The organism is Streptomyces sp. SM18 (assembly GCF_002910775.2).
Classification (GTDB): domain Bacteria; phylum Actinomycetota; class Actinomycetes; order Streptomycetales; family Streptomycetaceae; genus Streptomyces; species Streptomyces halstedii.
Genome location: NZ_CP029342.1, coordinates 4,581,635 through 4,593,638, shown reverse-complemented (window position 1 = coordinate 4,593,638; position 12,004 = coordinate 4,581,635). Strand labels below are relative to the sequence as shown.

At 71.5% G+C, this 12,004-nt stretch carries 13 protein-coding genes; 7 read left to right on the top strand and 6 right to left on the bottom strand.

The features are described 5' to 3' along the window. Window positions 1–18: 18 nt before the first annotated feature. The 3 genes from B9S64_RS20900 to B9S64_RS20890 form a co-directional block, all read right to left on the bottom strand. Complete coding sequence (locus B9S64_RS20900) at window positions 19–1,011, bottom strand: hypothetical protein (protein ID WP_258037702.1); 993 nt, start codon at window positions 1,009–1,011, stop codon at window positions 19–21. A 65-nt stretch (window positions 1,012–1,076) separates the two neighbouring features. Continuing rightward, the gene (locus tag B9S64_RS20895; protein ID WP_258037700.1) at window positions 1,077–1,634 is read right to left on the bottom strand and encodes a hypothetical protein; all 558 of its coding nucleotides are present in this window, start codon (window positions 1,632–1,634) and stop codon (window positions 1,077–1,079) included. Between the two features lie 465 nt (window positions 1,635–2,099). Next, the gene (locus B9S64_RS20890; RefSeq protein WP_103489027.1) at window positions 2,100–2,858 is read right to left on the bottom strand and encodes a SigE family RNA polymerase sigma factor; all 759 of its coding nucleotides are present in this window, start codon (window positions 2,856–2,858) and stop codon (window positions 2,100–2,102) included. 203 nt (window positions 2,859–3,061) lie between these two features. On the opposite strand from B9S64_RS20890, the gene afsQ1 reads away from it, so the two are divergent. The 5 genes from afsQ1 to B9S64_RS20865 all read left to right on the top strand — a co-directional run bounded on the left by afsQ1 (window position 3,062) and on the right by B9S64_RS20865 (window position 6,897). Further along, a complete protein-coding gene (gene afsQ1 / locus B9S64_RS20885) occupies window positions 3,062–3,739 on the top strand; it encodes a two-component system response regulator AfsQ1 (RefSeq protein WP_015578482.1) in 678 nt (225 codons plus the stop codon). Further along, entirely contained in the window at window positions 3,736–5,295 is a 1,560-nt protein-coding gene (locus tag B9S64_RS20880) for a HAMP domain-containing sensor histidine kinase (RefSeq protein WP_037879006.1), read from the top strand. Before afsQ1 ends, B9S64_RS20880 begins: the two co-directional genes overlap by 4 nt. Then, window positions 5,295–5,927 carry a hypothetical protein gene (locus B9S64_RS20875; RefSeq protein ID WP_103489028.1) on the top strand — a complete coding sequence of 211 codons (633 nt, stop codon included), beginning with the start codon at window positions 5,295–5,297 and terminating at the stop codon, window positions 5,925–5,927. The genes B9S64_RS20880 and B9S64_RS20875 overlap by 1 nt, the downstream gene beginning before the upstream one ends. A gap of 100 nt (window positions 5,928–6,027) precedes the next feature. Continuing rightward, window positions 6,028–6,603 (top strand): VanZ family protein, encoded by a 576-nt coding sequence (locus B9S64_RS20870; RefSeq protein WP_103489053.1) that lies wholly within the window; start codon window positions 6,028–6,030, stop codon window positions 6,601–6,603. 90 nt (window positions 6,604–6,693) lie between these two features. Next, entirely contained in the window at window positions 6,694–6,897 is a 204-nt protein-coding gene (locus tag B9S64_RS20865; RefSeq protein ID WP_103489029.1) for a PspC domain-containing protein, read from the top strand. Window positions 6,898–7,066: 169 nt separating this feature from the next. Here the strand turns inward: B9S64_RS20865 and B9S64_RS20860 are convergent, their stop codons facing one another. Both B9S64_RS20860 and B9S64_RS20855 read right to left on the bottom strand, forming a co-directional pair. Beyond that, window positions 7,067–7,384 (bottom strand): hypothetical protein, encoded by a 318-nt coding sequence (locus tag B9S64_RS20860; protein WP_103489030.1) that lies wholly within the window; start codon window positions 7,382–7,384, stop codon window positions 7,067–7,069. Window positions 7,385–7,519: 135 nt separating this feature from the next. Next, a complete protein-coding gene (locus tag B9S64_RS20855) occupies window positions 7,520–8,674 on the bottom strand; it encodes an adenosine deaminase (protein ID WP_103489031.1) in 1,155 nt (384 codons plus the stop codon). 186 nt (window positions 8,675–8,860) lie between these two features. Between B9S64_RS20855 and B9S64_RS20850 the strand changes: the two genes are divergently transcribed. After that, window positions 8,861–9,535: a S9 family peptidase gene (locus B9S64_RS20850; RefSeq protein WP_103489032.1), complete on the top strand. Its 675-nt coding sequence runs from the start codon at window positions 8,861–8,863 to the stop codon at window positions 9,533–9,535. 120 nt (window positions 9,536–9,655) lie between these two features. Here B9S64_RS20850 and B9S64_RS20845 read toward each other — a convergent pair whose 3' ends face one another. Continuing rightward, on the bottom strand, window positions 9,656–10,609 hold the full coding sequence (locus tag B9S64_RS20845) for a LysR family transcriptional regulator (RefSeq protein WP_093528694.1): 954 nt from the start codon (window positions 10,607–10,609) through the stop codon (window positions 9,656–9,658). Between the two features lie 62 nt (window positions 10,610–10,671). Here B9S64_RS20845 and B9S64_RS20840 point away from each other — a divergent pair, with 62 nt between their 5' ends. Then, entirely contained in the window at window positions 10,672–11,988 is a 1,317-nt protein-coding gene (locus tag B9S64_RS20840) for an MFS transporter (RefSeq protein ID WP_103489033.1), read from the top strand. Window positions 11,989–12,004: the final 16 nt, after the last annotated feature.

The window sequence follows — 12,004 nt, the reverse complement described above, 5'->3', positions numbered from 1 at the left end:
GGGCGCACGGCCGCGCCCTCAGTGCGTGGCCGTGCCGCAGTCGAAGGTCTCCGTCGCGGACTTCACGAACGACTCGAAGTAGGCGTCCCGCTGCGGAAGGTCCGGGTGACGCTTGCGTGTCTCCAGGTACTGCTGCCTTGCCTCGACCGCCAGGTAGAGAGCCCCTTGGGCGCAGGGCAGAACGATCGCCCGCGCACCGACGACCTCGGCCTCCCGGCCGTCCGGCGCCTCGCCCTCGCTCGTGCCCGGCGACTTCCTCACCGCGGCGACCAGCAGCGGATCCCGGGTCGCCGTGTACCTCATGAACCCGTCGTCCCGGACGAAGCCGGATGAGCCGTCATCCAGGTACAACGTGCACGACCACAGATCAGCCGGAGCCGTCTGGCCCGCCTCCAGCACCTGGGTGCCCGCCGGCACCTGTCCCCCGGCCAAGAGGCCCTCAAGTCCGCAGACCCGCCCCTCGGAAACCGGACGGGCCACATCGGAACGCGGCGGCAGGAGCTTCCCCGGCTCCCCCGGGACAGCGCCACACTCCGCTCGGGCGGCCGCCGTCCGGGCCGTATCGGTGACCAGGGCGGCGAACCCGTTGCTGTCGGAGATCCTTTGGCTGGAGGCGAATTTTACGATCACCGGCTTGGTCGTCCAGCACTTCTCAGGCAGCAGGACCCACCCTTCGTACGCGTCGACGCCGCCGGTCACCTCGCCGGAGAAGAACGACTCATCCGCCAGGTAAGGCCACGCCGGATCCGTCAAGGGTGCGTCACCGTCTTCTTCCCCGATCCGGACAGTCAACGTGCCCCCTCCGGATCCGAGCATGACGGACGACTTCTCGATCTCGCAGACCGTGCCCTTCATTCCTCCGGCAAGTCCGTCCCCCTCGGCGTCGAGACGACCGAATCCTGGAAGAACCGCGTCCGCCTTCGCCGCGGAAACCAGTTCCCCGCAGAACCGATCGGCCGTCAGCACATTGGTGTTGCGGTAGACGTGCAGTCCGGCGACCACCAGGACCAGCACAGCCCCGACAGCCCATACCCGCCACCTCGGCCTCGTACGTCCCTCTGCCGCGCTCACCCTTCTCACGTCCTCGTCCGCAGGTCGGAATACGCGTCCTCACGACCAGTGATGTAGCTCTGCCTCGCCTCGCCCTTGGCGTTTTCGACGGCTGTGCTGCCCTTGGCCTCCCGGGTTTCAGCCCAGGTATCGATGAGATTCGCCGTTCCCGCCATGCCTTTCGCCGATTCCCTGCTGATCTCTCCACGTGCGACGAGTTCCTTCTCCGCCATGACGTCCGTGGACCACTCGTACGTGACGGCGTCCACGGCGCGTTGGGCGATGTCGCCGGCTCCTGGGATCATGTTGGCCAGCCCTCCCACGAGGTGATAGCCGTAGCGTGCCTGGTCGTTGATCTTGCCGATCTCCGCATCACGGACATCGAGCACCATGTCCGAGCCGATGGCATTCATTCCCCCGAAGCCCTCAGCCACGTGTCGTGCCCTGACGTCCCAGTCGGTCACGTTCTCGGTCAGGCTGCTGTCGGGAACGCGCCGGCCGGCGTCCAGGTAGTCGGCCGCGTACAGACGCTGAGACTCGTATATGGAGTCGAAGACCCGTACGGAGTCCCCCTCTTCGTCCATGCCGATCACAAGGGGCCGTAGACGGGGGGTGAGGACGGGTCGCCCGGGACGTGATCCAGCTGCATGGTCGACGCGCCGCCGCTTGCGGTCTCGGCCGCCCGATCGTTTGCCTGGCTGGTGACGTGCTCGCTCATGAGTCCCCCCGGACATCAGTTTGACGCGGCCCCTGAGGTTAGCAAGGCCCTGTACCCCTACATCGACAAGACGACCCGTACACGCCAAGCAGCCCGCGACCTGCTGAGACAGGTGGCAGGGAGAGACAAAGACACCGCACGGGAAACCGTCCGTGCCGCAGTGCCGGGCGCCGGGACCGTGCGCCGGACGCGCGCCCACCGCGTGCCGCCGCACACGGCGAAGCGGGGTCCGACGAGACCCCCCGGCCCGTCCGACCCCGCCTGTACCGCCCCCGTAACCGCCGCGTCCCCCCGGCGCGGCGGCCTGTCTCCCCCGTTTCCCCCGTGCGCCTCAGGCCACCAACTCGCCGAAGGACTCCTCCTCGTCACGGCCGAAGCTGAGGACCTGGTCCTCGCGGAGCCGGCGGAGTGACCGCCAGATGCTCGACTTCACCGTGCCGACACTGATGCCGAGTATCGACGCGATCTCCGGGTCCGTGCGGCCCTCGTAGTACCGCAGGACCAGCATGGTGCGCTGGAGTTCAGGCAGCCGTGCGAGCGCCTGCCACAGCACCGCCCGCAGCTCCGTGCCGCGCATCGCGTCCGTGTCGCCCACCGTCTCCGGCAGCTCCTCGGTCGGGTATTCGTTCAGCTTGCGCCTGCGCCACGCGCTGATGTGCAGGTTGGTCATGGTGCGGCGGAGGTAGCCGCCGAGCGCCGCCTTGTCCGTGATCCGGTCCCATGCCCGGTACGTCGAGAAGAGGGCGCTCTGCAGCAGGTCCTCGGCCTCGAACCGGTCGCCGGTCAGGTGGTAGGCGGTCGCGTACAGGGAGGCGCGGCGCTCCTGGACGTAGGCCGTGAACGCCGCTTCGGCGTCCTCGGTCCGCGCCAGGGGCTTCCGCTCCCCCGTGGCCTCCCCGCACGCGTGTCCCCCGTTGCCCCCGTGTTCCCCCGTGGGCACGTCAACCATCGTCAGGTACGACGAGTGCTGACGCCCGGCACCGCGGAAGCACCCCCGCCCTCCCCCGGCGCCGGACTTCTCGGTGCTCCGACCGGTGTCGTGGAGGCGCGTGACAACTGCGCTTGAGGTGGTGCTGTGCAGTGCGTTCATCTCGCGCCCCCCATCGGTGGAGTTCGTCTCTTCCATGTGCCACCGAGCTTGCCGGGGCGACTTCATGGCCCTGTCCCCCGACTGTCACAGGCCTGTCACAAGGGAGGTCAGGGTGGTGCGCGGCCCCTCGGCGCGCCCCCGGTGACCGCTCAAGTGGGGAGCGCTGTCGAACTGTGACACCCCTATGGGCCACAATGGCCTCCGTGCCTTTCCTGTTGCTGATCGAGGACGACGACGCCATCCGCACGGCCCTCGAACTCTCGCTGTCTCGCCAGGGCCACCGTGTGGCCACCGCGGCGACGGGAGAGGACGGCCTGGAGCTGCTCCGCGAGCAGCGGCCCGACCTGGTCGTGCTGGATGTGATGCTGCCCGGGATCGACGGTTTCGAGGTCTGCCGCCGTATCCGGCGCACCGACCAGTTGCCGATCATCCTGTTGACCGCCCGCAGCGACGACATCGACGTCGTGGTGGGTCTGGAGTCGGGGGCCGACGACTACGTGGTGAAACCCGTGCAGGGCCGGGTGCTCGACGCCCGGATCCGTGCGGTGCTGCGCCGGGGCGAGCGGGAGTCCACCGACTCCGCGACCTTCGGCAGTGTGGTCATCGACCGTTCCGCTATGACCGTCACGAAGAACGGCGAGGACCTCCAGCTCACGCCGACCGAGCTGAGGCTCCTGCTGGAGCTGAGCCGCAGGCCCGGTCAGGCGCTGTCGCGGCAGCAACTGCTGCGGCTGGTGTGGGAGCACGACTACCTGGGTGACTCGCGCCTGGTGGACGCCTGCGTCCAGCGGTTGCGCGCCAAGGTGGAGGACGTGCCGTCCTCGCCGACCCTGATCCGTACCGTGCGCGGTGTCGGCTACCGGCTGGACTCGCCTCAGTGAGCGGTGCCGCGAAGCGTTCCTTCCTCGCGGGTCTTCGCTGGACCAGCCTGCGACTGCGGCTGCTGATCGTGTTCGCGCTGGTGGCCCTGGTGGCCGCGGTGTCCGCGTCGGGCATCGCGTACTGGCTCAACCGCGAGGCGGTGCTGACCCGTACGCAGGACGCGGCGCTGGGTGACTTCCGCCGGCAGATGCAGAACCGGGCGGCGTCGCTGCCCACGCAGCTGACGGCGGCCGAACTGCGGCACGCCGCCGAGCAGATGGCGAGCAGCAGCCCCGGTTACCACGTGCTGCTGGTCGGTTCCCATGACGGCAAGCCGGTCGTCGGCTCCTCGGACCTCGACGCGTTCACCGCGCAGGACGTGCCCGACTCGCTGCGGAAGCAGGTGAGCCGGAAGCAGCCGTTGAAGAAGGGCGACTCCTTCGAGTACCACCTGTTCTGGCAGCGTACGAGCATCGGCGGCACGCCCTATCTGGTCGCCGGTACGAAGATCATCGGCGGCGGCCCGACCGGGTACATGCTCAAGTCCCTCGACCAGGAGCGCCAGGACCTCAACTCGCTGGCCTGGTCCCTGGGTATCGCGACCGCGCTGGCGCTGATCGGTTCGGCGCTGCTCGCCCAGGCGGCGGCGACGACCGTGCTGCGGCCCGTGCAACGGCTGGGCGACGCCGCCCGGAAGCTCGGCGAGGGCAAGCTCGACACCCGTCTCGTGGTCTCGGGCACCGACGAACTGGCCGATCTCTCCCGTACGTTCAACAGGGCGGCCGGTTCGCTGGAGAAGAAGGTCGCGGACATGAGCGCCCGGGAGGAGTCGAGCCGCCGGTTCGTCGCCGACATGTCGCACGAGCTGCGCACCCCGCTCACCGCGATCACCGCGGTGGCGGAGGTGCTGGAGGACGAGGCGGACAGCCTCGATCCGATGATCGCGCCCGCCGTGCACCTGGTGGTCAGTGAGACCCGGCGGCTGAACGACCTGGTCGAGAATCTCATGGAGGTCACCCGTTTCGACGCGGGGACGGCCCGGCTGGTCCTGGACACGGTGGACGTCGCGGACCAGGTGACCGCCTGCGTCGACGCCCGCGCGTGGCTGGACGCGGTGGATCTCGACGCCGAGCGCGGGCTGATGGTGCGGCTCGATCCGCGCCGGCTGGACGTCATCCTTGCGAACCTCATCGGCAACGCGCTCAAGCACGGCGGTTCGCCGGTCCGGGTGGCGGTGCGGGCCGACGACGACGAGCTGACCATCGAGGTGCGCGACCACGGGCCGGGCGTCCCGGAAGAGGTGCTGCCGCACGTCTTCGACCGCTTCTACAAGGCGAGCGCCTCCCGTCCGCGCTCGGAGGGCAGCGGTCTGGGCCTGTCGATCGCCATGGAGAACGCCCACATCCACGGCGGCGACATCACGGCCTTCAACTCGCCGGACGGCGACGGCGCGGTGTTCCTCCTGCGGCTGCCCCGCGACGCCGGACGGCTGCTCGACGCCCCCGCGGACGAGGACCGGGACGACGACCGGGACGGGCCGGGGGACGACGCGAACGGGAAGGACGGCGCGAAGTGATGCGCAGCGAGCACGCGTACGGCACGCGCCGGGACGCGCGCCCCGGCCGGGCGACCGCGTTCGCCGCGGCCGTGGCCTGTGTGGCGCTGGCTGCGGGGTGCGGGATCCGGAGCACCTCGGTCCCGGTGGACGCGGGAGCGGCGCCGTCCCGGGTGCCGTGCCGGACGTCCGGCACGGACAGCGGCAACCAACCGCCGGAGAGCCTGACGGTCCAGGTCTATCTGGTGTGCGCCTCGCAACTGGCGACGGTGGAGCGCACGGTCGAGGTCGACGAGTCGGAGTCGGACCGCCTGCGGGTGGCGCGGGCACTCCTGGCCCAGTTGCAGCAGGCGCCGTCCGCCGAGGAGCGCCGTGCGGGGTTCTCCACGCTCGTACCGGCGAAGCTGCGGGTCGCCGATGCCCGCCGGGGCGATCCGAAGGGCGCCCTGCGCCTCAGCGAGCAGCCGGAGGACCTCCCGGCGGAGGCACTGGCCCAGTTGGTGTGCTCGTACGCCGAGAGCGAGGTGGCGGTCGACCGCGGGGGCTCGGTGCTCCTCGGCGGGCCCGGGGCGTACGCCCCCCGGGACTATCTGTGCACGTCACAGACGAAGAGCCGGCCGACGGAGGTACCGACCCTGAGGGCCGCGCCGTGAGCACCGGGGGCGGCCCCCTGGGCCGTCCGGGGTACGTGCCGGGCGTCACCATCCCTTCGCGCGCCTGGGCGGAACCGATCCTGCCGGTCGTGGCGTCTTGGTGCACGTGCGTCACAGTCCGGACGGCCGGTCCGTCATCCGCTTCCGCGCCGCGGGGGTAGTCCTTCTCCTCGCGCATCTGCTGCTCGTCGGCTGGCTGACACTGCGCCCGCTGGACGTCCCCTGGGTGACCGCCGCCAATCTGCGGCCGTTCGACGGGATCAGAGCGGATCTGGCCCTCGGCGGGTTCGAGGCGGCCCGCCGGATCGGTGAGGGGCTGGTGCTGCTGGCCCCGCTGGGCGTGCTGCTGCCGATGGCCGGGGGGCGGCTGCTGGTCTCCCCGTGGGCCTCGCTGGCCCGGACCGTCGCGGCCGGGGCGCTGTTGTCGTCGGCCATCGAGCTGGGGCAGACCGGGGTGCCGGGGCAGGTCGTGGACGTCGATTCGATCCTGCTGAACACGGTCGGAGTCGCCCTCGCACATCTGCTGGTCGTCCCGGTGTCCCGGGCACGGCTGCGGCGGGGCAACCGGGCGGGCGCCGGGGACCTCTCCCACCTCGGTCACGAGACCCGGGCCCTGAGGGACGAGGCCCCTCAGGGAACGACCCCGACGATTTCCAGGGTCGGGATCGCCCCGTAGAGCGACGCTTTGCCCTCCCTTCCCGGGGCAGTATGGAGATATCGGGAGCACACCACAGCGGCCCCCGCGACGCTTCGCGAAGGAGTCACCATGGCTGCACTTGTCCGTCCTACCGAAGGCCGCATGATCGGTGGAGTGTGCGCGGGGCTGGCACGTCGTTTCGGCACCACCAGCGGGACGATGCGCGTGATCTTCGTGCTCTCCTGCCTGCTGCCCGGCCCGCAGTTCCTCCTCTACCTGGCGCTGTGGGTGCTGCTGCCGTCGGAGAAGCACTCCTCCGCGACATCCTGGTGACGGCGGGAGCCCCGGACACGCGAGGGACGGGGACCGCGACCCACGAGCGCGTACGGGGACGACGGCGGACAGGCCGGACACGCACAGAGGGCGCGCACCCTGACCGGGTGCGCGCCCTCTGTGCGTACAAGGCGTACGAGGCGGGCGGGGCGCGGAACGCCCCGGGGCCTCAGCGGCCGATCGGCAGGGAGCCGGTGAGCCCGCCCGCGGGCAGGCCGCCGAGCAGGTTGCCGCCCTTCGACTTGCCGGCGTTGCCGCCCTTCTTGGCGGCGTTGCCGCTCTTCTGCTGGTCGAGGAGGCCGCCCGCGGCCTTCTGGGCGGTCGGCAGCGCGTCGGTCACGGTGTCGAGCGCGACGTTGGCCGGCAGCACACCGGCCACGGAGTCGACGGGCAGAGCGACGGCGGAGGCGCTTCCCGCTCCGGCGGCGGCGGCGAACGCGGCACCGAGAGCGGCGACACCGAGGGTCCTGGCAGCAGACTGCTTCATGTGACATTCATCCTTGGGGAAGGGGGATGTGAGCGGCTCCGCAAGGTAGTCAGGCCCGCCCCCTTACCGCAAACATCCCCGGACACGGAAAACGGCCGGAATTCCGCGCTCCCGGCCGCTTCCCTTCCCGTTCGTTCAGGCGGACGCGCCCGAAGAACCGCTGGTGGTGGCCGTCTGGCGGAAGAGCCACTCCGACTTCAGCTCCGCGTAACCGGGCTTCACGACGTCGTTGATCATCGCGAGACGTTCATCGAAAGGAATGAACGCTGATTTCATCGCATTGACGGTGAACCACTGCATGTCGTCGAGCGTGTATCCGAAAGCCTCGGTCAGCTTCTCGAATTCACGGCTCATGCTGGTCCCGCTCATCAACCGGTTGTCCGTGTTCACGGTGACGCGGAAATGCAGCCTCCGGAGCAGCCCGATGGGGTGCTCGGCGTACGAGGCGGCGGCACCGGTCTGGAGGTTGGAGGTCGGGCAGAGCTCCAGCGGGACACGCTTGTCGCGTACGTAGGAGGCGAGGCGGCCGAGCGTCACAGTGCCGTCGTCGGCGGTGGTGATGTCGTCGATGATGCGGACGCCGTGGCCGAGCCGGTCGGCACCGCACCACTGGAGTGCCTGCCAGATGGACGGCAGGCCGAAGGCCTCGCCCGCGTGGATGGTGAAGTGGTTGTTCTCCCGCTTGAGGTACTCGAAGGCGTCGAGGTGGCGGGTGGGAGGGTAGCCCGCCTCCGCGCCGGCGATGTCGAAGCCGACGACACCCCGGTCGCGGTAGCCGTTGGCGAGTTCGGCGATCTCCAGGGCGCGGGCCGCGTGCCGCATCGCCGTCAGGAGGGCGCCGACCCGGATGCGGTGGCCGTTGGCGCGGGCCCGGCGCTCGCCCTCGCGGAACCCGTCGTTGACCGCCTCGACGACCTCTTCGAGGGTCAGCCCGGCGGTGAGGTGCTGCTCGGGGGCGTACCGCACCTCCGCGTAGACGACACCGTCCTCGGCGAGGTCCTCGGCGCACTCGGCGGCCACCCGGAACAGCGCGTCACGGGTCTGCATGACGGCGCAGGTGTGGGCGAAGGTCTCCAGGTAGCGCTCCAGCGAACCGGAGTCGGCCGCCTCGCGGAACCAGACGCCGAGCTTGTCCGCCTCCGTCTCGGGCAGCGCGTCGTAGCCCTGCGCCGCGGCCAGTTCGACGACGGTGCCGGGACGCAGGCCCCCGTCGAGGTGGTCGTGGAGCAGCACCTTGGGGGCGCGGCGGATCTGGTCGGGACCGGGGACGTTCGGGGTCTGGCTCGTCATCTGGGCACTCTAACGCCTACGCGCGTAGATCGCTGCCCCCGATGCGTAACAGTGACCGCGAAGCCGGGTGGAATACACGTCCCCTTCTGACACTGTTCTGTCATGGCACAGCGCGCACTTCCCCCGCCTGCCGCGAGGCTGGGACGGGCCGTCCAGACGGCCGGGGCACTATCCGAGGTCAGCGGCGTGGTCCTGCTGCTCCCGGACGGCGAGAGAGAGTCACGTCGCCGTCCCTCCACCCTGTCGTACGCGACCCAGTTGCCCCTCGCCCGGACACTGGCCCGTGCCGGCGGGGAGGACGGGCTCGCCGTGCACGTGGTCCGCTACCGCCGCCGGGGCTGGAACTCCGGGGCCGACCCGGCGGCGGACGCCGGGTGGGCCGCCGACGAGGTCGGGCGGCGGTACGGCGACGTGCCCGTCTGTCTGGTGGGGCACGGGATGGGCGGCCGGGCGGCCCTGCGGGCGGCCGGGCACACGGCCGTCACCTCGGTGCTGGCGATGGCCCCCTGGCTGCCCGAGGCCGCGGGCGTGGAACCCGAACCGGTGAAACACCTGGCGGGGCGCCGGGTGCTGATCGTGCACGGCACGAACGACGCGCGGACCGATCCGGAGCTGTCCTACCGGCTGGCCGAGCGCGCCAAGAAGACCAACCGGGACACCTGCCGGTTCGAGGTCCACTCGGACGGGCACGCGCTGCGCCAGCACCGCTCCGAAGTGGTGGCGCTGGCGGGGGACTTCGTACGGGGGTCACTCTTCGCCCGGTCGTACGCCCGGCCGGTGGTGGACGCGTTCGCCGCGCCGCCGCCGCTCGGGCTGCGGATGCCACTGGCGGCCGGATTCGGGCGCTCGCTGCGGCACTGACACGCCACCGGCCGTACGGCGGGGCCCGGAGCGGTCCGGGCCCCGCGAGGACCACCGGCCTCACTGGGGCCCGGCCCCCGACGAGCCCCTAGCGGTCCGGGCGGCGCACCGGCCGTCCTCTCAGTCCGGGAGCAGGTGGCCCCGGCGCGACAGCAGGAAGTGCTTGAAGGCGGCGACCGGCGGGGTGTCCGGGTGGCCGTCCAGCCAGGCGACCCCGATCTCGCGGACCGCCCGGGGTGCCGTGACGTTCAGCTCGACCACCCCCGGCCTGGCCACGGCGGGCGGCGGGAGCAGGGCCACCCCGAGTCCCGCGGCGACCAGGCCGCGCAGCGTCTCGGCCTCCTCGCCCTCGAACGCGACGCGGGGGGTGAAGCCCGCCTCCGTACAGAGGTCGTCGGTGATCCGCCGGAGGCCGTACCCCGGTTCCAGGGTGACGAACGTTTCGTCGGCGGCCTCCGCGAGGCGGACGCGCCGCCGTCCCGCCAGCCGGTGGTCCTCGGGCACGACCAGGCGCAGCCGCTGCTCGTCGAGCCGGCGGGCGACCAGGTCCGGCGCGTCCGGCACGGGAGAGGTGAGGCAGAGGTCGAGGCCGCCGGCCCGCAGCCGTTCGATCATCGCCTCGCCGTAGTTCTGGACGAGCTGGAACCGGACCCGGGGGTGATCGGCGCGGAAGGCGCGGATGAGGGAGGGCACGGTCTCGGAGCCCATCGTGTGCAGGAAGCCGAAGGCCACCTTGCCCGCCGTCGGATCGGCGTCGGCCCGCACCGAGTCGGCGGCCTTCTCCACCTCGGCCAGGGCGCGTTCGGCGGAGCCCAGGAAGGTACGGCCCGCGGGGGTCAGCGAGACCGTGCGGCCGCGCCGGGCGAACAGGCTGACGCCGAGGTCCTGTTCGAGCCTGACCATGGCCCGCGACAACGTCGACTGGGGGACGCCCAGCTCGTGGGCGGCCCGGGTGACGTGTTCGTGCCGGGCCACCGCCTCGAAGTACGCGAGCCTCGGGGCGAGGACCGCGCGGATGTCTTCTTCGTAACTACTCGGTGACAGCCGGGGTTGTGAGCTGGGTTGATGCGCCATGGGAACGATTATGGCGACTTCATGCATTGGACGCATCAACCCCGCGAGCCTAGATTCGCCGTATGCCTCCTGCCGATACCGGGGCGTCCACCATCGCGCTGGACGCCTCAGCTCCGTCATCCGCCGCCGACACCACGGCCACCCCCGCGACCGGTGCCCCGGCCACCGCCGACCGCCTGGAACCGGGGCGCCCCGGCTACCGCCGGATGAGCTTCGCGCTCTTCGCCGCCGGGGTCGCGACCTTCGCCCTCCTCTACTCCACGCAGGCCCTGCTGCCCGCCGTCTCCGCCTCCTTCGGCGCCACGGCCGGCCAGGCGAGCTGGACGGTCTCCGCGGCGACCGGGGCACTGGCCCTGTGCGTCCTGCCGCTGAGCGCGCTCTCGGAACGCTTCGGGCGGCGGCAGATGATGACGGCGTCCCTGACGGTCGCCGTCCTGGTCGGGCTGCTCGTGCCGTTCGCCCCCTCGCTCGGCTGGCTGATCGCGCTGCGCGCCGTCCAGGGCGCGGCGCTCGCCGGACTGCCCGCCTCGGCGATGGCGTACCTGGCCGAGGAGGTGCGCCCCAAGGCCCTGGTGGCGGCGATCGGCCTGTTCGTGGCGGGCAACAGCATCGGCGGCATGAGCGGCCGTATCCTCACCGGCTGGATCGCCCAGCTGTGGGGCTGGCGGGCGGCCCTCGGCGCGGTCGGGCTGCTGGCCGTGGGCTGCGCGGTCGTCTTCCACCTGATGATCCCCCGGGCCCGGCACTTCACCCCCGGTTCACTCAACCCGAAGGCCCTGGCCAGGACCGTCGGTACGCACCTCTCCGATCCGCTGCTGCGCCGGCTGTACGCGATCGGCGCCCTGTTCATGACGGTGTTCGGCGCGGTCTACACCGTGATCGGCTACCGGCTGGTCGAGGCGCCGTTCGGCCTCCCCCAGGGCATCGTCGGCTCGATCTTCCTGGTCTACCTGGTCGGTACGGTCTCCTCCGCCGCGGCCGGACGGCTCGTCGCCCGGCTGGGCCGCCGGGGCGCGCTGTACCTCGCGGTGTCCACGACGGCCGCGGGTCTGCTGCTCTCGCTGGCCGACCAGCTGGCCGCGGTCCTGCTCGGCCTGGTGCTGATCACGGCGGGCTTCTTCGCCGGACACGCCGTCGCCTCGTCCTCGGTGAGCCGTACGGCGACGACGGGCCGCGCCCAGGCGTCGGCGCTGTACCAGTCGGCGTACTACCTGGGTTCCAGCGCGGGCGGCACCCTCGGCGCGGTGGCCTTCCACTCCGGGGGCTGGGGCGGCACGGTCGCGCTGGGTCTCCTCGCGGTGTCCGGCGTCGTGACGATCACGGTGTTCGGCAGCCGGGCCGCGCGCACGGAACGCCGGGCGGCGCTGCGGGCCGCCTGAGACCTGCCGCGGGCCG